Source organism: Thioclava sp. GXIMD2076 (assembly GCF_037949795.1).
Taxonomy (GTDB): Bacteria; Pseudomonadota; Alphaproteobacteria; order Rhodobacterales; family Rhodobacteraceae; genus Thioclava; species Thioclava kandeliae.
Genome location: NZ_CP149932.1, coordinates 1,636,205 through 1,660,605, shown reverse-complemented (window position 1 = coordinate 1,660,605; position 24,401 = coordinate 1,636,205). Strand labels below are relative to the sequence as shown.

Annotated in this window: 20 protein-coding genes; 12 read left to right on the top strand and 8 right to left on the bottom strand. The window is 63.3% G+C overall.

The genetic code is table 11. The annotated features are described in order from the left end of the window. The first annotated feature begins 47 nt into the window (after window positions 1-47). Complete coding sequence (gene rlmJ / locus WDB91_RS08265; protein WP_339112100.1) at window positions 48-827, top strand: 23S rRNA (adenine(2030)-N(6))-methyltransferase RlmJ; 780 nt, start codon at window positions 48-50, stop codon at window positions 825-827. On the opposite strand, the gene WDB91_RS08260 is transcribed toward rlmJ, so the two are convergent. The 5 genes from WDB91_RS08260 to ftsY form a co-directional block, all read right to left on the bottom strand. After that, the gene (locus tag WDB91_RS08260) at window positions 824-3,268 is read right to left on the bottom strand and encodes a UvrD-helicase domain-containing protein (protein ID WP_339112099.1); all 2,445 of its coding nucleotides are present in this window, start codon (window positions 3,266-3,268) and stop codon (window positions 824-826) included. The genes rlmJ and WDB91_RS08260 overlap by 4 nt on opposite strands. Window positions 3,269-3,466: 198 nt before the next feature. Then, entirely contained in the window at window positions 3,467-4,558 is a 1,092-nt protein-coding gene (gene folE2 / locus WDB91_RS08255; protein ID WP_339112098.1) for a GTP cyclohydrolase FolE2, read from the bottom strand. A gap of 77 nt (window positions 4,559-4,635) precedes the next feature. Then, window positions 4,636-5,814, bottom strand: a complete 1,179-nt coding sequence (locus WDB91_RS08250; protein WP_339112097.1) for an aminotransferase class I/II-fold pyridoxal phosphate-dependent enzyme — start codon at window positions 5,812-5,814, stop codon at window positions 4,636-4,638. 125 nt (window positions 5,815-5,939) lie between these two features. Then, on the bottom strand, window positions 5,940-6,551 hold the full coding sequence (locus tag WDB91_RS08245; RefSeq protein ID WP_339112096.1) for an inner membrane-spanning protein YciB: 612 nt from the start codon (window positions 6,549-6,551) through the stop codon (window positions 5,940-5,942). 79 nt (window positions 6,552-6,630) lie between these two features. Beyond that, a complete protein-coding gene (gene ftsY / locus WDB91_RS08240) occupies window positions 6,631-7,920 on the bottom strand; it encodes a signal recognition particle-docking protein FtsY (RefSeq protein ID WP_339112095.1) in 1,290 nt (429 codons plus the stop codon). Between the two features lie 183 nt (window positions 7,921-8,103). Between ftsY and WDB91_RS08235 the strand changes: the two genes are divergently transcribed. Both WDB91_RS08235 and WDB91_RS08230 read left to right on the top strand, forming a co-directional pair. Further along, entirely contained in the window at window positions 8,104-9,165 is a 1,062-nt protein-coding gene (locus WDB91_RS08235) for an alkane 1-monooxygenase (RefSeq protein WP_339112094.1), read from the top strand. Window positions 9,166-9,245: 80 nt separating this feature from the next. Further along, window positions 9,246-9,665: a hypothetical protein gene (locus tag WDB91_RS08230; RefSeq protein ID WP_339112093.1), complete on the top strand. Its 420-nt coding sequence runs from the start codon at window positions 9,246-9,248 to the stop codon at window positions 9,663-9,665. A gap of 96 nt (window positions 9,666-9,761) precedes the next feature. Here the strand turns inward: WDB91_RS08230 and xseA are convergent, their stop codons facing one another. Continuing rightward, on the bottom strand, window positions 9,762-11,321 hold the full coding sequence (gene xseA / locus WDB91_RS08225) for an exodeoxyribonuclease VII large subunit (protein WP_339112092.1): 1,560 nt from the start codon (window positions 11,319-11,321) through the stop codon (window positions 9,762-9,764). Between the two features lie 113 nt (window positions 11,322-11,434). On the opposite strand from xseA, the gene purD reads away from it, so the two are divergent. Next, the gene (gene purD / locus WDB91_RS08220; protein ID WP_339112091.1) at window positions 11,435-12,697 is read left to right on the top strand and encodes a phosphoribosylamine--glycine ligase; all 1,263 of its coding nucleotides are present in this window, start codon (window positions 11,435-11,437) and stop codon (window positions 12,695-12,697) included. 85 nt (window positions 12,698-12,782) lie between these two features. On the opposite strand, the gene WDB91_RS08215 is transcribed toward purD, so the two are convergent. After that, window positions 12,783-14,162 carry an L-serine ammonia-lyase gene (locus tag WDB91_RS08215; protein WP_339112090.1) on the bottom strand — a complete coding sequence of 460 codons (1,380 nt, stop codon included), beginning with the start codon at window positions 14,160-14,162 and terminating at the stop codon, window positions 12,783-12,785. Between the two features lie 202 nt (window positions 14,163-14,364). Between WDB91_RS08215 and WDB91_RS08210 the strand changes: the two genes are divergently transcribed. The 6 genes from WDB91_RS08210 to WDB91_RS08185 all read left to right on the top strand — a co-directional run bounded on the left by WDB91_RS08210 (window position 14,365) and on the right by WDB91_RS08185 (window position 22,183). Next, window positions 14,365-15,357, top strand: a complete 993-nt coding sequence (locus tag WDB91_RS08210) for a Hint domain-containing protein (protein WP_339112089.1) — start codon at window positions 14,365-14,367, stop codon at window positions 15,355-15,357. Window positions 15,358-15,463: 106 nt separating this feature from the next. After that, complete coding sequence (gene rpiA, locus WDB91_RS08205) at window positions 15,464-16,249, top strand: ribose-5-phosphate isomerase RpiA (protein ID WP_339112088.1); 786 nt, start codon at window positions 15,464-15,466, stop codon at window positions 16,247-16,249. Between the two features lie 182 nt (window positions 16,250-16,431). Beyond that, entirely contained in the window at window positions 16,432-17,784 is a 1,353-nt protein-coding gene (gene gorA / locus WDB91_RS08200) for a glutathione-disulfide reductase (RefSeq protein ID WP_339112087.1), read from the top strand. A gap of 127 nt (window positions 17,785-17,911) precedes the next feature. Continuing rightward, on the top strand, window positions 17,912-19,075 hold the full coding sequence (gene hflK, locus WDB91_RS08195; RefSeq protein WP_339112086.1) for an FtsH protease activity modulator HflK: 1,164 nt from the start codon (window positions 17,912-17,914) through the stop codon (window positions 19,073-19,075). Continuing rightward, entirely contained in the window at window positions 19,075-20,022 is a 948-nt protein-coding gene (locus WDB91_RS08190; protein WP_339112085.1) for a protease modulator HflC, read from the top strand. Before hflK ends, WDB91_RS08190 begins: the two co-directional genes overlap by 1 nt. 772 nt (window positions 20,023-20,794) lie before the next feature. Continuing rightward, a complete protein-coding gene (locus WDB91_RS08185; protein WP_339114480.1) occupies window positions 20,795-22,183 on the top strand; it encodes a DegQ family serine endoprotease in 1,389 nt (462 codons plus the stop codon). Between the two features lie 61 nt (window positions 22,184-22,244). On the opposite strand, the gene WDB91_RS08180 is transcribed toward WDB91_RS08185, so the two are convergent. Further along, complete coding sequence (locus tag WDB91_RS08180) at window positions 22,245-22,847, bottom strand: peptidoglycan-binding protein (protein WP_339112084.1); 603 nt, start codon at window positions 22,845-22,847, stop codon at window positions 22,245-22,247. Between the two features lie 134 nt (window positions 22,848-22,981). On the opposite strand from WDB91_RS08180, the gene WDB91_RS08175 reads away from it, so the two are divergent. Both WDB91_RS08175 and purU read left to right on the top strand, forming a co-directional pair. After that, window positions 22,982-23,305: a 2Fe-2S iron-sulfur cluster-binding protein gene (locus WDB91_RS08175; protein ID WP_339112083.1), complete on the top strand. Its 324-nt coding sequence runs from the start codon at window positions 22,982-22,984 to the stop codon at window positions 23,303-23,305. Between the two features lie 169 nt (window positions 23,306-23,474). Beyond that, the gene (gene purU / locus WDB91_RS08170) at window positions 23,475-24,395 is read left to right on the top strand and encodes a formyltetrahydrofolate deformylase (RefSeq protein WP_339112082.1); all 921 of its coding nucleotides are present in this window, start codon (window positions 23,475-23,477) and stop codon (window positions 24,393-24,395) included. Window positions 24,396-24,401: the final 6 nt, after the last annotated feature.

Genomic DNA, 24,401 nt, shown 5'->3' with positions numbered 1-24,401 from the left:
GATCGCGGCATCACCGACTCCAACCCGAAGCTCTCAGGGAGCCAGCCATGCTGTCCTATCAACACGCCTTCCATGCCGGAAATCTGGCCGATCTTCACAAACATGCGCTGCTTTCGGTGATGCTGGATTATCTGACCCGCAAGGACAAACCGCTGAGCTATCTGGAAACCCATGGCGGGCGCGGGCTCTATGACCTGTCGGATGCGCAGGCCCTGAAGACGGGCGAGGCCGCGCAGGGCATCCAGCGCCCCGAAGTGGCAGGCTGGTTCAAACCCGACCATCCTTATGCCCGCGCGATTGCCAAAACCCGCGAACTGCACGGGCCCGACGCCTATCCCGGATCGCCGATGATCGCCGCGACCCTCCTGCGCGAGATCGACAGCCTGCAGGTCTGCGAGCTGCATCCGCAGGAATATCAGGCGCTGTTTCCGGTGATGAAGCGCCATGCACGGCTGCACAACAAGGACGGGCTGGAGATGGCCGTGGCCATGACCCCGCCCACCCCGCGCCGCGGGATGATCATGATCGACCCGTCATGGGAGGTGAAGACCGACTATACCGCGATCCCCAAGCTGATCGACAAGCTGGTAACGCGCTGGAATGTCGGCATTATCGCGCTGTGGTATCCGGTGCTGGAAAACCGCGCGCAGGCCGGAATGGTGGCACGCCTTGTGGGACAATATCCGGAGGCGCTTTCGCACGAGGTCCGGTTTCCGCCCGCCCGTGAGGGGCATGGCATGATCGGGTCGGGGATGTTCATCCTCAACCCGCCCTTCGGGCTGGATGGCGAGGCCAAACGCCTCACCACCCTGTTCAAATCGCTCTAGAACGGCACATCATCCGCAGTATCGGCCGGCACAACGAAAGAGGCGATCAGCTTCTTGGTGCCGGCCTTGTCGAATTCGACAACCAGCTTGTCGGCCTCGGTGCCCATGACCTCGCCATAGCCGAATTTCTTGTGGAAGACACGGTCGCCCACATCAAACTCGTTCTCCACCGTTACGGCGCGCGGGCGCGAGGGCGTCTGGCTCTGCACGCCGCGGGTCTGCAACCGCTTCCAGCCCGGCGAATTATAGACATCGGCGCTCGCCGCGCGGGCATCGATCTGGCTACCCAGCGTCGATTGCCCGTAGCCGCTCCCGTAGCCACCCCCATTCAGACCCGGCGGCGTCATCACATCCACATGTTCGGGGGGCAATTCGTCGATGAAACGCGAGGGCATCTGTGACTGCCACTGGCCGTAGACGCGACGGTTCCCCGCAAACGAAACATAGCAGACCTCCTCGGCCCGCGTGATCCCCACATAGCCAAGGCGGCGCTCTTCCTCGAGCCCCTTCATCCCCGATTCGTCCATGCTGCGCTGGCTCGGGAAGAGCCCGTCCTCCCAGCCCGGCAGGAAGACCACCGGAAACTCCAGACCCTTCGCCCCATGCAGCGTCATCAGCGTGACCTTGGCTTCGCTGTCCTTCGATTCGTTATCCATGATCAGCGCGACATGTTCGAGGAACCCCTGCAGGTTCTCGAACTGCTCCAGCGCCTTGATCAGTTCCTTGAGGTTCTCGAGCCGCCCCGGCGCCTCGGGCGTCTTGTCGTTCTGCCACATGGCGACATAGCCCGAGTCCTCCAAGATCTCCTCGGCCAGACGCAGATGCGAATGGTCATTTGCGGGCGGTACCGCATCGTCGAGCACCTCGAAGAGCTCGTCATCATCCTCCGCAGGGCTGCGCGCAGTGGCAGGCGAGGCCGCCCGCACGACCGCGTTCCAGCGGTCGACATTGGCCACAAAGGCCCGCAGCTGCCCTGCCCCCTTGCCGCTGATCCCACCCTGCGCCAGCAACAATCGCGCCCCTTCCACGAGGCTCACGCCATTCTCGCGGGCCTCGATCTGGATCTTCTGCTGCGCCTTGTCCCCCAGCCCGCGCTTGGGCGTATTGATCACCCGCTCGAAAGCGAGATCATCCTCGGGGCTGATCGCGAGGCGGAAATAGGCCATCGCATCGCGAATCTCCATGCGCTCGTAAAACCGCGGCCCGCCGATCACGCGATAAGGCATGCCGATGGTCAGGAAACGGTCCTCGAAGGCGCGCATCTGATGCGAGGCCCGCACCAGAATCGCTTGGCTCTCCAGCCCGTAGGGCGCCATTCCCCGCGTGCCCCGCGACAGAGCCTCGACCTCCTCGCCAATCCAGCGCGCCTCTTCCTCACCATCCCAATGGCCGATGAGGCGCAGCTTCTCGCCCCCCTGTGCCTCGGTCCAGAGCGTCTTGCCCAGTCGCCCCTCATTGCCCGAGATCAGTTTCGACGCCGCTGCAAGGATATGCTCGGTCGAGCGGTAATTCTGTTCGAGCCGGATCACCTTGGCCCCCGCGAAATCGCGCTCGAACCGCAGGATATTGCCCACTTCGGCCCCGCGCCAGCCATAGATCGACTGGTCGTCATCGCCCACACAACAGATATTCTTGTGCCCCTGCGCCAGAAGCCGCAGCCAGAGATATTGCGCGACGTTGGTATCCTGATACTCGTCGACGAGGATATATTTGAACCAGCGTTGATAACGCTCGAGCACATCGGGATATTTCTGGAAGATTGTGACCATATGCAGAAGAAGGTCGCCAAAATCCACGGCATTGAGCGTGCGCAGCCGCTCCTGATACTGGGCATAAAGCTCGGAGCCACGGTGATCAAATGCCGCCGTCTCGCCACCCGTTACGCGATCAGGCGTCAGGGCCTTGTTCTTCCAGCCATCGATGAGCCCCGCAAGCATCCTCGCAGGCCAGCGCTTCTCGTCCATATTGGCGGCCAGGATCAATTGCTTGAGAAGCCGGATCTGGTCATCGGTATCGAGAATCGTGAAACTGGTCTTGAGCCCGACCAGTTCGGCATGACGGCGCAAGAGCTTGACACAAACCGAGTGGAACGTGCCGAGCCACGGCATCCCCTCGATCGAGCCACCCAAGAGCGCCCCGATCCGGTCTTTCATCTCGCGTGCGGCCTTATTGGTAAAGGTCACGGCCAGAACTTCGTTGGGCTGGGCGCGTCCCGTGGTCATCAGATGCGCGATCCGGCAGGTGAGCGCCTTGGTCTTGCCCGTGCCCGCGCCCGCCAGCATCAGGACAGGCCCGTCCATCGTTTCAACCGCTTCGCGCTGTGCAGGGTTCAACCCGTCAAGATAGGGCTCTGGGCGCATGCCCGCCCCCGTCCGTGCCATTGCACGGGCCGAGAGGCTGACCGCGCCTTCGAATGCGTCATCTTCGTCAAATCGCGCCATATTCCGGCCCCAACCGTTCTACCATTGTTCCTGTCATAGCAAAGATGCCGGTCAACAAAAAGGGGGCTCTGCCCCCGTCGCTCGTTCCGAGCGCCTCCCCCGGGATATTTCAGGGACGCTGGAAAAGCCGTTCCCTTTCCAGCGTCTCTAAATATCCCGGAGTGAATTGAGCCGCAGGCTCAAGAGAGGCAGAGCCTCTCATCCACCGTGGATAAGTGTCGAGAACAGCTTCGGATCAAGGCTCTCGGACGCAAAGACCGGACCTTCTGTAAGGACTGCAACCGCATCATGACTATGCAGGCTTTCCTGATGGCTGGCCACAACGCGGAAATCACCGATGCGCGGATCTGCCTTGAGGCCCTCTGCCAGCACCCGCACCGCATCTTCCACGAAAATCGGATGGGCGGCGTTAAGCTCGGCGAAAGCCTGTTCGTCCTCGCGCTTGACCATTACCTGCGTTTCGGTGGGAATCTGGGCACGGGCAATATCAATCAGGTCCTCGAACCATAGCCGGTCTCCCGGGAGGGTTTCCACGGAGATCCGAGCGACCGAGCGTTGAGAATGCGGCGTGGCCAGCTGGCCGCGTTGCGAGCGGGCATGTTCGGACAGTTCCAGCGAGCAGGGGCAGGTCGAGCTATAGACGTAATCGAGATGCAGGATCTTGCGGCGCTGTCCGCTATGCTCGATAAGTTCCAAAGCAATATCGTAATATTGCCAGCCCGAGAGCCCAGAACGCAGACTGTCGCGGCGCATCGGATAGGAAAACGCCATGGCCAGCCGCGCATCGAAGCTCTCGAGATCGGCTTTGTAGTCATCGAGCACGCCCGCCATCACATCGAGCGAGAAATCGGTTTCGGCATGGGCATAGAAAGAGCGCATGATACGGCTCATATTGATGCCCTTTTTCTCGGCCTCGAGGCTCACCGTGCCGGTGACCGAGGTCTCGAGTTCGCGCTCGCCGCCGTCACGGCGGCGGTAGCGGATAGGCAGGCGGAAGTTGGAAATTCCGACATGGCCGATCCGAGCCCTGGCCCCCACGATCAGCGAGGACGGGCCATTCTGCAGATCGGGCATCGTGGATTTGTAATCCTCGTCGACCGTGAAATCCTCGGGATAGCTCCGCGACAGATCGGGATAGTTCGACACTTCCCGCCCCGGCAGCAGACGTGCAATGGCCGGATCGAGTGCCGCCACCTCTTCGGGGGTCACGGAGCCTGCCCAGTCCCGTAGCTCGTTCAGGGCTGCGCGGGCGCGCTCAAGTCTGGCATCGATGCGGCGATCAACGTTCATCGGGGTGATCCTTTCCGTAGACCGCACAGATAGGGCGGCATGAACCTTCATGCCACCCTCCTAGCGACAAATGCTTATCAAACTGCGTCAAGTGCCCCGACGATATCCTTCACGAGATCGTTTCCATCCTCGATCCCGATCGAGATCCGCACCATGCCGGGGGTGATCTTGATCTCGGCGCGTTCTTCCTCGGTCAGATTCTTGTGCGTGGTGGTCGCCGGATGCGTCGCAATGGATTTCGCATCGCCCAGATTATTGGAGATCTTGACCACTTCCAGCGCGTTGAGGAACCGGAACGCGGCCTCCTTGCCGCCTTTCAGATCCAGCGCCACCATCGTGCCGCCCGATCCCATCTGCGCCATCGCCAGATCATGCTGCGGGTGGCTCGGCAGGCCCGGATAGATCGCGCGGATCAGGGCCGGATGGCCCTCGGTTGCCGCCGCGATCTTGGCTGCGCTCTCGGCCTGGGCGCGCACACGCAGATCCAGCGTCTGCATACCCGAAAGATGCAGCCATGCGTGATAGGGGCTCATCGCGGCGCCGGTATGTTTGGCATAGGTCTCGAGCGGGCCACGGATGAACTCGCGGTCGCCACAGACCACGCCGCCAAGCGCACGCCCGCCACCATCGATATGTTTGGTTGTGGAATAGACGATGTAATCAGCCCCCAGCTCGACCGCTTTCGAGAAGACGGGCGAGGCGAAGACGTTATCGACGACCAGCTTCGCACCATGGGCATGGGCGATATCCGCCACGCCCTTCACATCGATCACTTCCAGACCGGGGTTCGAGACCGACTCGAAGAAACAGATCTTGGTGTTGGGCTGCATCGCGGCCTCCCATTGGGCCAGCTGAACACCATCCACCAGCGTCACCTCCACCCCGAACCCCTGTAGGAGTTTGAGAACATAGAGGCACGACCCGAACATCTGGCGGGCGGCCACGATATGATCGCCCGATTTCACCTGACAGGAGAGCGCCGCATTCACTGCCGCCATACCGGAGGCACAGGCAAAGGCGTCCTCGGTGCCCTCGATCGCCGCGATGCGGTCCTCGAACATGCGGGTGGTCGGGTTGCCGTAGCGGGCATAGATGAACTCGTCGGGGCCCGAATGCAGGAAGCGTTCCTCGGCCACTTCCGCCGACGGATAGACAAAGCCTTGGGTCAGGAACAGAGCCTCGGCCATCTCGCCATACTGGCTGCGACGAATACCCTCGTGAACCAGTTTCGTGCGGGTGTTCCAATCCTTGGTCATCTTGTCCTCATCCTTGACGAAAAGCCGCCCTACGGCCCGATTGGCCGATGCGATACGCCTATCGCCTCACTCGGTCAAGGATTGGCTGGGATGCAGCCGGTGCAGGCGGACAAAGCAGGCGGGGCTCAGCCCTCGTCTGTCTCGTCTTCCTCGAGCGCATAGCGTTTGAGAAGCCCGCCCTGCGCCATCAGGAAGGCGAACATCAGGATCATCAGCCCGAAGGTCTTGAAATTGACCCATAGCTCCTCGGATTGCGTGCGCCAGATCACCTCGTTGAGCACGGCAAGGCCAAGGAAGAACAGCGCCAGCCGCTTGGTCAGGATTGTCCAGCCCTCGGGCTTCATCGGCAGATTGTCCGACAGCACCAGCTGCAGCCACGGCTTGCCAAGCATCAGCCCCAGCCCCAGAATACCCGCAAACAGCAGATAGATCAGCGTCACCTTCATCTTGAAGAAGCGCGGATCATTGAGCCAGACCGACAGCCCGCCAAACACGATCACCAGCACCAGCGTGGCAATCTGCATCGGGGCCAGGCGGCCCGTGAGTTTCCACAGGATCAGCGTGCAAACCGTCAGGAGCGGGATGAACAGCGCGGTCGCCAGAATGAAGCCGTGATATTCGGTGCCATGGAACATCACCGTGGCATCCTTGAACTTCATATAGACCACGAAGAATACGAGCACGGGGCCCCATTCCAAAACGGCTTTCACCACGGGGCTGATCTTGCGTTCCGACATTGTCCGTCCTGTCTCGTCTGAGGGGGCGTGTAAGGGTATGGCGCGAATGGCGCGGGGGCGCCACTCACACTCGTGTCAGTTACTTGGGCTCGATGCCCACCAGCGCCTGCGCGAAGTCCTGCGGGTCGAAGGGGGCCAGATCATCGATCTGCTCGCCCACGCCGATTGCATGGATCGGCAGGCCGAACCGGTCGGCCAGCGCGACCAGCACACCACCTTTGGCCGTGCCGTCGAGCTTGGTCATCACCAGCCCCGACACATCGGCCAGCTTGCGGAAGGTTTCCACCTGATTGAGCGCGTTCTGCCCCGTCGTCGCATCCAGCACCAGAAGCGTGTTATGCGGCGCCGAGGGGTCCTTCTTGCGGATCACGCGGACGATCTTGGCCAGCTCCTCCATCAGATCGGCGCGGTTTTGCAAACGCCCCGCCGTATCGATCATTAGAAGATCGGCACCCTCGGCCTCGGCGCGAGTCATCGCGTCAAAGGCAAGGCTTGCGGGATCCGAGCCCTCGGGCGCGGTCAGAACCGGCACATCGGCGCGCTCGCCCCAGACCTTCAGCTGCTCGACGGCTGCGGCACGGAACGTATCGCCCGCCGCGATCACCACCGATTTGCCTGCCGCCTTGAACTGGCTCGCGAGCTTACCGATGGTCGTGGTCTTGCCCGAGCCGTTCACGCCCACCACCAGCACCACCTGCGGGCGCTTGGGGAAGATCGGCATGGGCTTGGCCACGGGCTCCATGATGCGGGAGACCTCCTCGGCCAGCAGTTCCTTGATCTGGTTGACCGACAGCTTGCGCCCCATCCGCCCCTCGGCGAGATTTGCAGTCACCCGCAACGAGGTCTCGACGCCCATATCGGAGGCGATCAACAGCTCCTCGAGGCTCTCGAGGAACTCGTCATCGAGCACCCGGCGCGGGCTGTCGTCGCGAGCCCCGCCCAGAAGACGTCCGAAGAAGCCCGATTTACCCGCCTGTTGCGGGGCAGCTTGCGCCGGATCGACGGCTGCAGGCATCTGGTCGGCCAGAGGTGCGGCGGCGGATTTCGGCGTCTCGTCGGGCAGTTCCTGCGGCGCGGGAGCCGGCGCCTCTGGGGGCTGTGGGGGCAGCTCGTCAGGGACCTGCCCGAGCGGGATCTCGGAAGGCGGGAGCCCGGCGGGAGGTTTCCCGGCGGGAGGCGTGGCAACAGGGGTAGCGGAGGGGCTTTCGGAAGACGGCATCCCGGAAGCCGAGGGACCGGCCACCGCCTCGTCGATCCCGTCTTCCGGTCCCGGCAGCGCGGGCTTTTCGGCCACCAGATCCTCGATCCCTTCCTCCAGACGGGAGGAAGAACGCGTCAGACGGGATTTCAGCTTTTTGAAAAACGACATGGCTCGCCCCTATTGGCCCATACTGGCCCCTGTTAGATTACGTTCCACCTAATCAATCCCGCCCACCGATGGAAGGGCTTGGGCAGGCCAAACCGCCCCCGCCGCCCTAAAACACCGCGATTTCCGTCGATTTTGCCGCTCGGGCGGCGTATGAAGATGCCACCCTGACGAGAGATGCCGCTGATGCGCCAGACCCTGCCCTTCGTTTTCGCCACGCTTGTGCCCATGGGGCTGGTGATCGTGGCGGCCTGTTTGGGCGGCTGGTGGTGCCTGCTGGCGCTCCTAGCAACCTCGACCTTTCTCCAGCTCCTCGATCTCGCGCATCCCGCACCCCGCTCCGATGCGCCCGAGGGCACGGAATTCCCCGCAGGCAACGGGCTTCTCGTGGTGATTTCCCTCGGGTATCTGGCGGCGTTCGGGCTCGCCATCGACGCGTTGCTAACCGGCTGGGGAATGCGCGCATTTCCACAGGCACTTGCCAAACTCGCGCTATTTACCGCCTGCGGTTTCACGCTGGGCCAGCTCTGTGTGCCCGCCGCCCACGAGCTGATCCACCGCCCCCGCAAAGGGCTCGTGCGGCTCGGGCAGATGATCTACATCACCCTCCTCTTCGGCCACCACGCCTCAGCCCACAGGCTCGTGCACCATATCCATGTCGCCACCCCGCTCGACCCCAATTCCGCCCCGCGCGGCTTGGGCTTCTGGCGGTTCCTGCCGCGCGCATGGATTGGCTCCTGGCAAGCGGGCTGGCAGACCGAGAACCGCCTGCGCCAGCGCCGCGCCCTCCCCCTCTGGCGCACGCCCTATACCGCCCATCTGGTGGGGGCAGCCCTGTCGCTCGGCCTTGTGGGGATGCTGTTCGGCCCGTGGGGGATCGCGATCTATCTGGCGCTCTGTGCCCATGCCCAGATCCAGCTTCTTCTGGCCGATTACGTCCAGCATTACGGGCTGCGCCGTGTCAAGAGAGAGGGACGCTACGAGCCCGTAGGCCCGCACCATAGCTGGGATGCCTGCCCGCCGGCCTCGGCCTTCTGGATGCTCAATGCGCCACGCCACAGCGACCATCATGCCCATCCCTCCCGCCCCTATGCAGGACTTCGCATGGGAACGCTCACCGCCCAGCGCCCGATCCTGCCCCGCTCGCTGCCCAGCATGGCGGTAATCGCCCTCTTCCCACCGCTCTGGCGCAAGATCATGGACCCGCGCCTCGATGCGCTGGACAGTCGGCGGCGGGCACAGGGATAGCTTCCTCACGGCTCTGTGGGTTTCCCTTGCGCCATTGCTTTGCAAAGATAGCCCTGATTGCCCAAGCCGGAGCCAGACCAATGCGCCCCCATGCCACGCTCACCCTCGCCCTGATGGTGGCCCTCACCGGCCATATGACCCTCGCGCAGGATGCCGAGACACCACTTGATGCCGCAGGGTTCGAAGCGCGCACCACCGGCAAGACGATCACCTATTCCGCAGGTGGTCTGCCTTACGGGATCGAACAATATCTGCCAGGCCGTAAAGTGCTCTGGGCGTTCACACAAAGCGAATGCAAGACGGGCACATGGGCGCAGGAAGGCGACGAGATCTGCTTCGATTACCAGGACGAGAATGGCAAGCAATGCTGGCATTTCTTCGACACGAAGGACGGGCTGAAAGCCCAGTTCATGGGCGATGGCGGCGCGTCGGAGCCGCTGATCTCGCTACAGGAAAGTGAGACGCCACTCAATTGCCCGGGCCCCGATATCGGCGTGTGAGCCCCTCCGGCACGGGCGCCCCGATGCGGAACGCATCGCGCGGACCGGAGGGGTTCGATGCCCCGACGGGACGCGCCCCCCCCGAGAGGGGTCGCCCTAGAACAGGCTGCCCTGCTCGGGCGGATCGTCTTTCTTCACGCTTTTCTTCGGGGCCTTCCTCTCTGCGGGCTTCTCGATGGGCGTGGGTGCATCAACACCCTCCACAGCCACCGGCAGAACCCCGTCGGCAAACTCGATCTGCAACATTGCCTGATCCGCCGCCGCGGCCGCCGTTGTCACAACGCGCTCGCCCGCCCGCACAACGGCATAGCCGCGCTTGAGCGTCTCGGTATAGCCCAGCGTCTGGCGCATCCGGTCGAGCCGCTCAAGCCGCTCGCCCAGCTGCTGGGTCCGGCGCAGCTGGGCCTGTGTCATCCGCAGGCTCAGGCTGTCGAGCCGCTCGCGCGATTGCGCATTGCGCATCCGCGCCAGATCCAGATTGCGCGCCCGCGCCGCCAGCAGTCTTGCCGACAGCCCCTCCAGACGGCGCCCCTGCTCGGCCAGCCCGCGCGTCAGAAGGCCGGGCGAGAGCCGCGCCTCGATCCGGCCGAACTCGGAGCGTTTGCGCAAGGTCACCCCGCGCAGCGCCGGATCGAGCCTGTCCGCCCACCAGTCATACCGCTGGCGCACAGGGTCAAGCACTGCCTCTGGCCGCCCGAGTGAACGGGACAGGTCGCTATGGCGCTGGCGCTGGATCTCCACCCGCGCCCGCACCGCTCGGCCCATCCGCGCACCGGCATCCTGTAGCCACACGGCCAGCTCGCCGCGTACCGGCACCGCCATTTCGGCAGCGGCGGTCGGTGTCGGTGCCCGCTTGTCGGAGGTATGATCGATCAGCGTGGTATCGGTCTCGTGGCCCACTGCCGAGATCAGCGGGATACGGCTCTCATAGGCCGCGCGCACCACGATCTCCTCGTTGAACCCCCATAGATCCTCGATCGAGCCACCACCGCGCGCCACGATCAGCAGATCGGGCCGCGGGATCGGGCCATCGGGCGCCATCGCATTGAAGCCGCGGATCGCCCGCGCCACCTCGGACGCACAATTCTGCCCCTGTACGGCCACCGGCCAGATCAGCACATGGCGCGGGAAACGGTCGCGCAGCCGGTGCAGGATATCGCGGATCACCGCGCCCGAGGGCGAGGTCACAACGCCGATCACCTTGGGTAGCCATGGCAGCGGCTGTTTGTGCCGCGCGTCAAACAGACCCTCGGCCGCCAGCGCCTTCTTGCGCGCTTCGAGCATCGCCATCAGCGCGCCCGCGCCAGCAGGCTCGACGGTATCGACAATCAACTGGTATTTCGACTGGCCCGGGAAGGTGGTCAGCTTACCGGTGGCAATCACCTCCATCCCCTCCTCGGGGACGACCGGCATCCGGTCCACCTGCCCCTTCCAGCTGACGGCGGCAATCACCGAACGGTCATCCTTCAGGTCGAAATACATATGCCCCGAGCGCGGACGCGACACGCGCCCGACCTCGCCGCGCACCCGCACGCGACCGAACTCGCCCTCGATCACACGTTTGACCGCCCCCGAAATCTCGGACACGGTGTAATCATGGGCATTGCCGCCATTGGGTCCGCCGCCCGGACCCGATTCATCTTCAAAAAGATCCATACCCCTGTTTCGCCCATCCTCCCTGCCGCTTCAAGGCGTCAATGACACTTGCCCGACGCCCCCCGACCCCGTAAACGGAGCGCGATCACGAGATTGCGGCAAAGGGACGACATATGAACATTCTGGTTCTGGGAAGCGGCGGGCGCGAACATGCGCTGGCATGGGCCATCAAGCAAAACCCCAAATGCGACCGTCTGATCGTCGCACCGGGCAATGCGGGCATTGCCGCGATTGCCGAATGCGCCGCGATCGATCCGTGCAGCTCGCAGGCCGTGCTGGAGCTGTGTCAGGAACAGGCGATCGATTTCGTCGTCATCGGCCCCGAGGCCCCTCTGGCCGCCGGTGTGGCCGACGCGCTGCGCGCGGCGGGCTATCTGACCTTCGGCCCCTCGGCCGAGGCCGCCAAACTCGAGGCCTCCAAAGCCTTCACGAAGGCCGTCTGCGATGCCTGTAATGCCCCCACCGCCGCTTATGCGCGCTTTGACAATGCCGATGCCGCTCGCGCCTATGTCACCGAACAGGGCGCCCCCATCGTCATCAAGGCCGATGGTCTGGCCGCAGGCAAAGGCGTGATCGTGGCGATGACGCTCGACGAGGCGCTCGACGGCATCACCGAGATCTTCGGCGGCGCCTTTGGCGAGGCCGGTGCAGAGGTCGTGATCGAGGAATTCATGGAAGGCGAGGAAGCCTCGCTCTTCATCCTGTCGGATGGCGAGAATATCGCCGTGGTCGGCGGCGCACAGGACCACAAGCGCGTGGGCGATGGCGATACCGGCCCCAATACCGGCGGCATGGGCGCCTATTCCCCCGCCCCCGTCCTCTCGAAGGCCATCGAGGATCTGGCCATCGAACAGATCGTCAAACCGACCGTGGCCGAGATGGCGCGCCGCGGCACCCCGTTCCAGGGCGTCCTCTATGCAGGCCTCATGATCAAGGACGGCCAGCCGCGCCTCGTGGAATACAACGTCCGCTTCGGCGATCCCGAATGTCAGGTGCTGATGATGCGTCTGGGCGCTCAGGCGCTCGATCTCCTGCTGGCCTGCGCCGAAGGCCGCCTCGATCAGGTCCAGCCGCAATGGGCCGATGACCACGCACTCACCGTGGTGCTGGCGGCAAACGGCTATCCGGGTAGCTATACCAAAGGCACCGAGATCCGTGGCCTCGACGCCCTGCCCTCCACCTCGAGCGAGACCGTCTTCCACGCGGGCACCACCGCCAAGGATGGCGCGATTCTCGCCAGTGGCGGGCGCGTCCTCAATGTGACCGCCCGTGGCGCGACCCTGCAGGAAGCCCGCGACCGCGCCTATGCGCTGGTGGACCAGATCGACTGGCCCGAAGGCTTCTGCCGCAAGGATATCGGCTGGCGCGCCCTCTGATCCGCGCGCCCAGGGGCGCTTTGCGGCCCCGGGGCCACGCCTGAGCGGGAGGGGTCACCCTCCCCGAAGGCGGGGCCATCCCGCCTCAGCAGTTAGGCACGTTCACCGCCAAGCCGCCAAGGCTCGTCTCCTTGTAATGCTCGTGCATATCGCGCCCCGTCTGGCGCATTGTCTCGATCGCCGCATCGAGCGGCACGAAATGCGTCCCGTCCCCGCGCAACGATAGGGACGCCGCCGAGACCGCCTTGATCGCACCCAACCCGTTACGCTCGATACAAGGCACCTGCACGAGCCCGCGCACCGGATCGCAGGTCATGCCCAGATGGTGCTCGAGCGCGATCTCGGCCGCATTCTCGATCTGTTCGGGCGTGCCCCCCATTACCGCGCAAAGCCCTGCCGCCGCCATCGCCGCAGCCGAGCCGACCTCTGCCTGACAGCCGCATTCCGCCCCCGAGATCGAGGCATTGGTCTTGATCAGCCCGCCGATTGCCGCCGCCGTCAGCAAGAACTCCCCCACCCGTGCGCGGCTTGCCCCCGGCACATGATCGAGCCAGTAGCGGATCACCGCAGGCAGAACCCCCGCCGCCCCATTGGTGGGCGAGGTCACAACCTGCCCTCCGGCCGCATTCTCCTCGTTGACGGCCATCGCATAGGTCGAGATCCAGTCATTGACCACATGCGGCGCCTGCATGTTCTGGCCGCGTTCGGCCTGTAGCGCATCATGGATCGCCTTGGCGCGGCGCTTGACCTTCAGCCCCCCGGGCAGGATGCCATCGGTCTCGAGCCCGCGCTGCAGACAACCGTTCATGACCTCCCAGATCCGCGCAAGCCCCGCCTCGATCTCGGGTTTCGTGCGGAACCGCGCCTCGTTCTGCATCTTCATCTGCGCGATCCCGAGCCCCGAAGCATGGGCCATCGCCAGCATATCGCTTGCGCTGCGGAAAGCGAAAGGCACCGGAGACGGCGCATCGAGCGCGGCCTCGTCCACGGCGTCCATCGCGCGCGCGCTCATCACGAAACCGCCACCGATCGAGTAATAGGTCTCCTGCGCCAGCACATCGCCCTGACGGTCGAGCGCCTCGATCACCATCCCGTTGGCATGGCCCTTCAACGCCGGGCCGTAATCGAAGACCAGATCGGTCTCGGGATCGAAGACCAGCGGCTCCAGCCCTTCGGGGCGCAGCAAATGATCGGCGCGGTTTTGCGCCAGAACGGCCTCGGCCTGTTCGTGGTCATAGCTTTCGGGCAGGAACCCCGCGAGCCCCAGAATGGTCGCGCGGTCCGTGGCATGGCCCTTGCCGGTAAAGGCCAGCGACCCATGCAGCCTTGCGCGCAGCCCATGCGCCCTGAAATGCGAGCCCTTCAGCATGTCAAGGAACATGCCCCCCGCCACCATCGGCCCCATTGTATGCGACGAGGACGGCCCGACGCCGATCTTGAAGATATCGAACACACTCAAAAACATTCCGCGCTCCTCGAAGGTGGTGGCAGACCGGCTGCACCTGCTTGCCCCGACCATGTCACAAGCCCTCCGGCAGGTCTGTGCGAAAGCGACATTCGACGCCTCAAACGCGCGGCACCACACCGCATAAACAAGAACATTAGTCGAACATTTACCGTTATCCGGTCAAATAATCAGATAGTTCGTTTCTTGACATGATGGTGACATGCCGACTTTTGGCGCCTGGCAACTTTCCGACCTCGCGATTACGGGGCCAGATCCGTTTGCATCCAATGCAACTGCGGAAAGCGACGCCGTGGGAGCCACAAGCTTTACCATCTCGCCCTCGGCAGCAGTGCAACAGGTCCAACTCAACGATAATGACGCCAGTTTCGAAGATGCCGACAGCGGCCAGCAACTGGCCAGTGGCGCGATCTTCGACGGGGTTTCATGGGCTGCGGGCGACAGCGTAGAGACCGAATACAGCTATATCATCCGGCCCTCCGGCTCGACCGATCCCGCCGATAACATCACCATCTATGTGCTCGAATATGAAGGCCAGGTGCATGGTATCGCCTCCTCCGAGCGGCTCTTTGCAGGCCAGAGCTACGACATCGTCGCCATCGACAGCAATGATCCGGTGGTGGCCTATTCGTCGATGGCGATCTGCTTTGCTGCCGGAAGCCTGATCGCCACCAAACAGGGGCCCATGCCGGTGGACCGGCTGCGCGAAGGCATGCGGGTGCAGACCATGGATAACGGCTACCAGCCGCTGCGCTGGTCGGGGCGCTGGCTGGTCAACGGGCGCGGCGCCAATGCGCCGGTGCGCTTTGCCACCGGTGTTCTGGGCAATAGCCGCCCGCTCCTCCTCTCGGGCCAGCATCGCGTGCTGGTCCGCCCCGAGCGCGGGCCGCTGAAGGGCGAGGAGATCCTGGTGGCCGCCCGCGCTCTTGTGGGCCAGCCCGGCATTACCCGCGCGCCCTGTGACCGTATCCACTGGGTGCATCTTCTCTTCGAAAGCCACGAAGTGCTGTTTGCCGAGGATGCCCGCGCCGAGAGCCTGCTGCCCGGCCCTTCGGCGCTCGGCGCGGTCAGCCCCGACACCGCACGCTTCCTGCGCGAAATCCGGGACGCCGACCCCATGTCCACGCTGCCCGCCCGCCCGATCGTCCCGACAGGCAAGGCCGCGCGGATCCTGCGGCTGAAACAGACGGTCTGACCGGCGCGATCCGCGCCGATTTTATCCAAAACGCGGATGAATTGGACGTGCACGGGCGCGCAGGTCTGCTATAAGCCGCGCGAACGGATCTTTGAGGAGCAAAACCATGCCCGCCGAGCTTTCCCCTATGGATAAGGCCAAATTCGCCTCCGCCCGCCGCGCGGTGGATTTCATCGAGGACGGGATGCGTGTCGGTCTCGGCACCGGCTCGACCGCCGCATGGATGGTGCGGTGCCTGGGCGAGCGCGTGCGTGAGGAAGGGCTGAACATTATCGGCGTGCCCACCTCGACCCGCACCGCGGAACTGGCGCGTGAAGTGGGCATCAAGGTCGTCTCGCTCGAAGAGGCGAAATGGCTCGACCTCACCATCGACGGCGCCGATGAATTCGACCCCGAACTGAACCTCATCAAGGGCGGCGGTGCGGCGCTTTTGCAGGAAAAGATCGTGGCGACCGCCTCCGACCGTATGATCGTGATCTCGGACGCCTCCAAGGAAGTCGCGCATCTGGGGGCCTTCCCGCTGCCCGTCGAGGTGACCCCCTTCGGCTGGCCGGTGACCCGCACCCTGATCGAGGAAGTGCTGAGCTCGATGGATGTGCTGGGCCGCGAGACGACCGTGCGTATGGATGGCGACACGCCGCTGATCACCGATGAAGGCAACCACATCATCGACTGCCATCTGAACAAGATCGGCAATCCGCGCCAGCTGGCGCTTGCGCTGAACCAGATTGCGGGCGTCGTGGAAAGCGGGCTCTTCATCGATATCTGCGACATGGTCATCATTGGCGATACCGAGGGCCGCGTCGAAGTGCGCGACATCAATGCGGGCACAGTGGCCCATGAGAAGATCGATTTTGCAGATGCCGAGAACATCTTCGGCGATCTGAAATAACCTGCCAGACCGCGTGAGACTTGAAGGGGGCGACAGCCCCCTTTTTCATTCCATCCCCCCTGCGCGGCCCTGCACTGGCCAAAGCGGCCAAGCTATGGTCTATATCTGCTCCAACAGACAGGACATGCGGCCGCCACGGCGGCCCAAAAGCCGCGCCGGCGCGGCCAAGTAAAGGATATCCCATGAGCGATTTCGATTTTGATCTCTTTGTCATCGGTGGCGGCTCGGGCGGCGTGCGTGCGGCGCGCATCGCGGCAGGCTATGGTGCCAAGGTCGGGCTGGCCGAGGAATACCGCATGGGCGGCACTTGCGTGATCCGCGGCTGTGTGCCGAAAAAACTGATGGTCTATGCGTCGGGCTATCCGGAGGCGGTGAAAGAGGCGCAGGCCTATGGCTGGGACGCCAAGATCGGCGCGTTTGACTGGGGCATCTTCCACGGCAAGCTGGAGGCCGAGCTGGACCGGCTCGAAGGGCTCTACCGCAAGGGTCAGGAGGGCGCGGGCGTGAGCATCCATGATTGCCGCGCAACGGTTGCAGGCCCCCATGAGGTGGCGCTGGCCGATGGGCGCTCTGTCACTGCAAAGCACATCCTGATCGCCGTTGGCGGCAAGCCCTTCGTCCCCCAGTTCGATGGCTGCGAACATGTGCTGACCTCGAACGATATGTTCAAATTCAAGACCCTACCCAAGAAAATGCTGATCGTGGGCGGCGGTTATATCGCCTGCGAATTCGCGGGCATCATGAACGGGCTGGGCACCGAGGTCAGCGTGCTCAACCGCTCGCCCTTCCTGCGCGGGTTCGACGCGGAATCGCGCGATGTGATCATCGGCCAGATGGAGCGCGCGGGCATTACCATGCGCACCGGCCATGTGATCGACCGCGTGACCAAAACCGGCGAGAGCGTCACCGTGCATATCGCGGGCGAAGCCGAGGAAACCTATGATGCGGTGCTATATGCGACAGGCCGTGTGCCGCTGACCGAAGGGCTGGGCCTTGAGGCGGCTGGCGTGAAACTGGGCCAGCGTGGCGAGGTACTGGTGGACGAGTGGTCGCAGACCAATGTGCCCTCGATCTTTGCCGTGGGCGATGTGACCGATCGCATCCAGCTGACCCCTGTGGCGATCCGCGAGGGCCATGCCTTCGCCGATACCGTTTTTGGCGCCACCCCGCGCAAGATGGACCATGATCTGGTGGCCTCGGCAGTATTTACCCAGCCCGAGTTCGGCACCTGTGGCGTGACCGAGGAAGAGGCCAAGGGCACCGGTGCCGATATCTACACCTCCAGCTTCCGGCCGATGAAGAGCCTCTTTGCCGGCAATGACGAGAAGGTCTTGCTGAAACTGATCGTCGACCAGAAGACCCAGGTCGTCACCGGTTGCCATATCGTCGGCCCCGATGCGGGCGAAATGATCCAGATGGTAGCGATCGCCATGAAAATGGGCGCGACCAAGGCGCAATTCGACGCGACCTGCGCCGTGCATCCGACTATGGCCGAAGAGCTGGTGACCATGCGCAACCCGACCCGCAGCGTTTGAGCGGCGGGTTCCGCGAAAAAACGCATGCGGGCGCCAAACTCGCATGCAGTTTTGCTGGGCTAAGGGTTGAAACAATTGGGTTCCCTTCCCAAGTCACAGCAGAGATCAAGAAAAGGTGAGGAGTCTCATGAGCAATTCAGGTCCCTGGGGAACGGGCGGCGGAGACAATGGCGACAAGCCGAACGGGTCCGACAAACGCCCCGGACAGCGCGGTCCGAACAAGGATCAAAATGTCCCCGAGATCGAGGAGTTCATGAAGAAGGGCTCTGAACATCTGCGCGTGCTGATGGGCGGACGCGGCGGCAATGGCCGTGGCACTGGCGGCCCGCGCGGCCCGAACCCCGGCCCCAGTTTCAAGGCTATCGGCGGCATCGTCGTCGCAGGAGCGGTTCTGCTGTGGGGCTGGTCCTCGCTCTATACCGTCCAGCAGGGCGAGGAAGCGGTCGAGATGACGCTGGGCAAATACTCGGCCACCAAGACCGCCGGTCTGAATTTCGCACCATGGCCGATCGTCACCCACGAAATCCTGCCCGTCGATCTGGAACAGACCGTCGATATCGGGATGGGGCGTGCAGGCTCCAACGATACCGGCCTGATGCTGACCGGCGACCAGAATATCGTCGACATCCAGTTTCAGGTCGTCTGGAACATCAATGATCCGGCGAAATACCTGTTCAACCTTGCCGATGCGCAGGAATCGATCCGCGCTGTCGCCGAATCGGCCATGCGCGACATCATCGCGCGCTCGGAACTGGCGCCCGTGCTCAACCGTGACCGTGGCGCGATCCGCTCGACGTTGGAAGGCGCGATCCAAGGCACACTTGATAGTTATAACTCGGGTATCCACATCATCCGTGTGAACTTCAACAAGGCCGACCCGCCGCAGGAGGTCATCGACAGCTTCCGGCAGGTTCAAGCCGCGCAACAGGAGCGTGACCGTCTGACCAACGAGGCCGATGCCTACGCCAACCGCGTGACCGCACAGGCGCGTGGTCAGGCCGCCCAGCTGAAGGAAGAGGCCGAGGCCTACCGTGCGCGCACGGTGAACGAGGCTGAAGGTCAGGCCGCACGCTTTACCTCGGTCTATAACGAATATGTCAATTCGCCCGACGTGACCAAACGCCGGATGTTCCTGCAGACGATGGAAGGTGTGCTGGGCGGCGTCGACAAGGTCATCATCGACGAGCCGGATGGCGGTCAGGGCGTTGTGCCCTATCTGCCCCTGCCCGACATGAAACGCGCAGCCACTTCCGATACCAGCTCCACTACGTCCAACGGGGGGTCGAACTGATGCAGAAACTCGCTCTCGCAATCCCCGCCGTCGTGATCGTCGGCGCGCTCGGGCTCAGCTCGCTCTTCGTCGTGGACGAACGCGAACAGGCACTGGTGCTGCAATTCGGTCAGGTAAAAGAGATCAAGACGACGCCGGGCCTCGGCTTCAAGATCCCCTTCGTGCAGACCGTGCGCACCTATGAGGACCGTATCCTGTCACTGACCACCCGCCCGCTGGAGGTCACACCGCTCGATGACCGCCGCCTCGTGGTGGATGCTTTTGCCCGCTGGCGCATTACCGATGTAGTGAAATTCCACACCGCTACCCGTGGCCGTGGCGAGCCTTGGGCACAGCAGCAGCTCGATAACATCATCACCGCGCAGATCCGCGAAGTGCTGGGCGGCGTGCCCTCCACCGCCGTTCTGTCCGATGACCGGATCGGGCTGATGGTGAAGATCCGCGATCAGGCCCGCGAGGAAGCCAAGGATCTGGGCGTCGAGGTGATCGACGTGCGTCTGACCCGCACCGACCTGCCCGACCAGAACCTCGAGGCGACCTATGCCCGTATGCGCGCCGAGCGTGAGCGGGAAGCGGCGGACGAGATCGCGCGTGGTAACGAGGCCGCTCAGCGGATCCGTGCCAGCGCCGACCGGACCCGCACCGAGCTGACCTCGGATGCGCAGCGTCAGGCCGAGATCGTGCGCGGTGAGGCACAGGCACAGGCCAACAAGATCTATGCCGATGCCTATTCCAAGGACCCGTCCTTCTTCGCCTTTACGCGCCAGCTCGATTTCTATGCCAAGGCGCTGAAATCCGACAGTTCGCGGATCGTGGTTAAGCCGGATAGTCTCTATTTCGACTATGACCGCTTCCTGAAATCGCTCGGGACAAGCGCGGCAACCGACGCTGGCACGACGGCCTCTGCGGGGAGCCCCCCTGCGACAGGCAGCACGCAGGCCCCGTAACACGCAGGCCCATAACACACAGGCCCCGTAGCGTTTTGGCCCAAGCGCATTTTGGCCAAGTGAAAACCGGAAAGGCAGGCGATCCGCCTGCCTTTTTCCTTATCCTCTCCGAGGTCGCACCGGCCCGAGCGCGGACAGATCTGCCACATGTCGGTGGGCATGGGATGGTAGCCTGCCCCGTTCGCAGACCGATCCGCGCGCCGACGAAACTATCCGCCAGCGGTTTCGTCCTGCGGACATGATCGGCTCTGGCAAGAAGGACAAGCCTGACCGTCGGCTGATGTTGCCCGCTCCTGACCTGCAAGCGCAACCGGCGTATTATCGACCCGTTGCAGCCCGGCAGTGTCGCGGCAGCCTCTTGGGGCACCCGTGCCTCCGGGCAATTCCGGGACGCATGAGATATGTCTACCGTTCCTTGGCTTCTCGCGATATAGACCAATGACCATGAACGGGAGACCACCCGGAATGGGTTAAGCTTGGGTAACAAACGCCTCACGAACCCCCTTGTGCCAAATCACATCTCTGGCAGATTGGTGGTCACCGGCGTTTCACAGCCAATTGTCCCGTCGCGACGGGGCTTTCATTTGTGATTTCCGTTGTGGCGTTCTTAAATCGTGTCACCGAGGTCGGAAGCCGAAAGGTGCCGGCCACCCGCATCTTCGGAGCAAGAGAGAGCATGACAATCCAGACACCCGCCTTCCTGTCCGCCAAACGCAGCAGCCGTAGCCTTCGTGGCGCCGTCGGTGCCGCAGCCATCGCCGCAGCGCTCGCAATGGGCCCGATCCACGCGACACCCGTCTTTGCGGAAGCCGCCCCCGCAAGCTTTGCCGATCTGGCCCAGAAGGTCTCGCCTTCGGTCGTGATGATCACCACCTCGATGACCGTCTCGACCCCCACCCAGAACAACCCGATGTTCCCCGAAGGCAGCCCCTTCGATGATCTGTTCCGCGATTTCGGCTTCCCCGATCAGGGCCAGCAAAGCCCGTCGAAGCCACATCACTCCAAGGCCCTCGGCTCGGGCTTCGTGATCTCGGAAGACGGCTATATCGTCACCAATAACCACGTCATCGAGAATGCCGACGATATCTCGGTCGCTTTCTTCGATGGCACGACCAAGACCGCCAAACTGGTCGGCACCGACCCGAAGACCGATATTGCACTCCTCAAGGTCGAGACCGACAAGCCCCTGCCCCATGTGCCCTTCGGCGATAGCGACAAGATGCGGGTCGGCGATTGGGTGATGGCGATGGGCAACCCGCTCGGCCAGAACTTCTCGGCCTCGGCAGGGATCGTCTCGGCGCGCAACCGCGAGCTGTCGGGCACCTATGACGATTACATCCAGACCGACGCCGCTATCAACCGCGGCAACTCCGGCGGCCCGCTCTTCGACATGAACGGCGAGGTGATCGGCGTCAATACCGCGATCCTGTCGCCCAATGGCGGCTCGATCGGGATCGGCTTCTCGATGGCCTCGAATGTCGTCCAGAATGTCGTCTCCCAGTTGAAGGAATATGGCGAGACCCGCCGCGGCTGGCTCGGCGTCCAGATCCAGGATGTCTCCTCGGATATGAGCGAGGCGCTCAACCTGTCCTCGACCAAGGGCGCGCTGGTCTCGGATGTGCCGGATGGACCGGCCAAGGATGCCGGCATGAAATCGGGTGACGTGATCGTCAAATTCGATGGTGGCGAAGTGGCCGATACTCGCGATCTGGTCCGCCGCGTGGCGCGGGCGCCGATCGGCCAGAAGGTGCAGGTTGTCGTGCTGCGCGATGGCAAGGAACAGACCCTGATGGTGACGCTGGGCCGCCGCGAGACGTCAGAGGCGCAGCCGATCCCCGCAGCCGCGCAGGCACCTGACGAAACCTCGGATACCGTGCTCGGGATGACCATCCAGCCGCTCGATGACGATCTGCGCGGCCAGCTGGACCTGTCCTCGGATGCCAAAGGTCTGGTGATCGGCGATATCGATGAGGAATCGGACGCCTTCGACAAGGGGCTGCGTCCGGGCGATGTGATCGCGCAGGCGGGTCAGGAGGATGTGACCACGGTTGCCGAGCTTCAGGACCGTATCAAGAAAGCCACCGACGAGGGGCGCAAGTCGATCCTTCTGCTGATCCGTCGTGAGGGGGCGCCGCGCTTCGTGGCTCTTCCGGTGAAGTAACACCGCCTCTGCCAAGAACCGGAGGGCGCCCCACGGGGCGCCCTTTCTCGTTGGGCTCAGGTCAATTCGGTCCCATCTGCCCCGGATAGGGCGATGCCACGCCTGGCGTGGCCGAGGATGTCGGCGCTGTCTGGTCGGACCAGATGGTCAGGCCAAGCTCCTGTGCTGCCCGTGTGGAAAGCGTTGCGCTGTAGAGCCCACGCGCCTTCTGATAGGCATGGATCGCCTGCCCCGTGGGCGTATCGAGCACCCCCGACAACCCGCCATGATAATAGCCGCGCGCCGCCAGCGCGCGCTGCAGCATCACTACGAAATCCTGCGTGAAGACCGGCGGACAGGGCGCGGCAAACCAGCGTGTGCCACGGGCGGTGACGATCTCGTGGCGGGTTTCGGTATGATATGTGGCGGCCTGCGTGATCTGGCCGGTCTTCGGGTCGCGGATCTCGGGGCTCACCAGCCGCTGCTCGGTGACGGTTTCCACCACCGCAGGGCTTGTCTGACGGGCATAGCAGCCCGCAGCCTTCGGGTCGGGCGGCGTCTCGCGCCACTCATTGGCAAGCGTCAGTGGAATCTCTGCATCGTCGCGCGGGGCAATCTGGCGCTCGCCATCCATGCAGCCCCCCAAGAGCGCAAGCGTGCACAGCCCCGCCAGAAATCTTCCCATCAACGCCATCCGGTATCCATCCGATCTTGTGCACCAAAGCGCGCCCGCATGCACTGGTCAAGCCCGCCCTCTTGCCCTACACCAGAAGCACCAGACACACCAAAGCAAACTTCGGGGCGCGCGCGGAAACAGCCATGGCAAAAATTACCTATATCGAACATAACGGCACGAAACACGAAATCGATGTCAAACCCGGCCTGACCGTGATGGAAGGCGCACGCGACAATGGCGTGCCCGGCATCGATGCCGATTGCGGCGGCGCCTGCGCCTGCTCGACCTGCCATGTCTATGTGGCCAAGGAATGGGTCGAGAAGCTGACGCCCAAGGACAGCATGGAAGAGGACATGCTCGATTTCGCTTATCAGCCCGACCCCGAAACCTCGCGCCTGACCTGCCAGATCACGGTCACCGAGGCGCTTGATGGCCTCGTGGTCCAACTGCCGGAAAAGCAGATCTGACCGGAAAACAGACCTGACAGATCCCGCCCGAAGCCCGCGCTTCGGGCGTTTCTTTTGGAGAATGTCTCCAGCCTGCGTCGCCTTTTCCCGTCAGGCTGTCGCAAACCACCGCGAAGGGAATGGCGGTTCGGATGAAGGTCATGGCAACAGCCATGCGAGAGGATCTCCGATGACCGCCCCCGAAAAAACCGCCGAACCGAGCGCCGAACAGACCTATGTGCTGACCGTCCAATGCCCGACAGCCCGCGGCATTGTCGCCGCCGTCACCACCTATCTGGCTGAAAAATCGTGTAATATCATCGACGCTCAGCAATATGACGATGCGCTCACCGGGCAGTTCTTCATGCGCGTAACCTTCCGCAGCGAGGGTGGGATGGCGCTTGAGGATATCTCGGCGAGCTTCGATCCGGTGGCCGCTCCCTTCGCCATGGCCTGGAAATTCCACGACCCCTCCGAGCGTGTGAAGGTGATGCTGATGGTGTCGCGTTTCGGCCATTGCCTCAACGACATCCTCTACCGCTGGCGCATCGGCGCGCTGCCCGTGGATATCGTCGGAGTGGTCTCGAACCATTTCGATTACCAGAAGGTCGTGGTCAATTACGACATCCCCTTCCACCACATCAAGGTCACCAAGGAGAACAAGCCGCAAGCCGAGGCCCGCTTGCTGGCGCTGGTCGAGGAGACCGGCACCGACCTCATCGTGCTCGCGCGTTACATGCAGGTCCTCTCGGATGATCTCTGCCAGAAGATGTCAGGCCGGATCATCAATATCCACCACTCCTTCCTGCCGTCGTTCAAGGGTGCCAACCCCTATAAACAGGCCTATGAGCGGGGCGTGAAACTGATCGGGGCAACGGCCCATTATGTGACGGCCGATCTCGATGAAGGCCCGATCATCGAGCAGGATACGGTGCGCATCACCCATGCGCAATCGGCGGCGGATTATGTGTCGCTGGGACGCGATGTCGAAGCGCAGGTGCTCTCGCGCGCGATCCATGCCCATATCCACCACCGCGCCTTCATCAATGGCAATAAAACCGTGGTCTTCCCCGCTTCTCCGGGCTCTTATGCCTCGGAACGGATGGGCTAAGACAAA

Coding starts and splice junctions, on each gene's coding strand:
- rlmJ (WP_339112100.1), top strand. CDS start 48: ATGCTGTCCTATCAACACGCCTTCCATGCCGGAAATCTGGCCGATCTT.
- WDB91_RS08260 (WP_339112099.1), bottom strand. CDS start 3,268: ATGGCGCGATTTGACGAAGATGACGCATTCGAAGGCGCGGTCAGCCTC.
- folE2 (WP_339112098.1), bottom strand. CDS start 4,558: ATGAACGTTGATCGCCGCATCGATGCCAGACTTGAGCGCGCCCGCGCA.
- WDB91_RS08250 (WP_339112097.1), bottom strand. CDS start 5,814: ATGACCAAGGATTGGAACACCCGCACGAAACTGGTTCACGAGGGTATT.
- WDB91_RS08245 (WP_339112096.1), bottom strand. CDS start 6,551: ATGTCGGAACGCAAGATCAGCCCCGTGGTGAAAGCCGTTTTGGAATGG.
- ftsY (WP_339112095.1), bottom strand. CDS start 7,920: ATGTCGTTTTTCAAAAAGCTGAAATCCCGTCTGACGCGTTCTTCCTCC.
- WDB91_RS08235 (WP_339112094.1), top strand. CDS start 8,104: ATGCGCCAGACCCTGCCCTTCGTTTTCGCCACGCTTGTGCCCATGGGG.
- WDB91_RS08230 (WP_339112093.1), top strand. CDS start 9,246: ATGCGCCCCCATGCCACGCTCACCCTCGCCCTGATGGTGGCCCTCACC.
- xseA (WP_339112092.1), bottom strand. CDS start 11,321: ATGGATCTTTTTGAAGATGAATCGGGTCCGGGCGGCGGACCCAATGGC.
- purD (WP_339112091.1), top strand. CDS start 11,435: ATGAACATTCTGGTTCTGGGAAGCGGCGGGCGCGAACATGCGCTGGCA.
- WDB91_RS08215 (WP_339112090.1), bottom strand. CDS start 14,162: ATGTTTTTGAGTGTGTTCGATATCTTCAAGATCGGCGTCGGGCCGTCC.
- WDB91_RS08210 (WP_339112089.1), top strand. CDS start 14,365: ATGCCGACTTTTGGCGCCTGGCAACTTTCCGACCTCGCGATTACGGGG.
- rpiA (WP_339112088.1), top strand. CDS start 15,464: ATGCCCGCCGAGCTTTCCCCTATGGATAAGGCCAAATTCGCCTCCGCC.
- gorA (WP_339112087.1), top strand. CDS start 16,432: ATGAGCGATTTCGATTTTGATCTCTTTGTCATCGGTGGCGGCTCGGGC.
- hflK (WP_339112086.1), top strand. CDS start 17,912: ATGAGCAATTCAGGTCCCTGGGGAACGGGCGGCGGAGACAATGGCGAC.
- WDB91_RS08190 (WP_339112085.1), top strand. CDS start 19,075: ATGCAGAAACTCGCTCTCGCAATCCCCGCCGTCGTGATCGTCGGCGCG.
- WDB91_RS08185 (WP_339114480.1), top strand. CDS start 20,795: ATGGGCCCGATCCACGCGACACCCGTCTTTGCGGAAGCCGCCCCCGCA.
- WDB91_RS08180 (WP_339112084.1), bottom strand. CDS start 22,847: ATGGGAAGATTTCTGGCGGGGCTGTGCACGCTTGCGCTCTTGGGGGGC.
- WDB91_RS08175 (WP_339112083.1), top strand. CDS start 22,982: ATGGCAAAAATTACCTATATCGAACATAACGGCACGAAACACGAAATC.
- purU (WP_339112082.1), top strand. CDS start 23,475: ATGACCGCCCCCGAAAAAACCGCCGAACCGAGCGCCGAACAGACCTAT.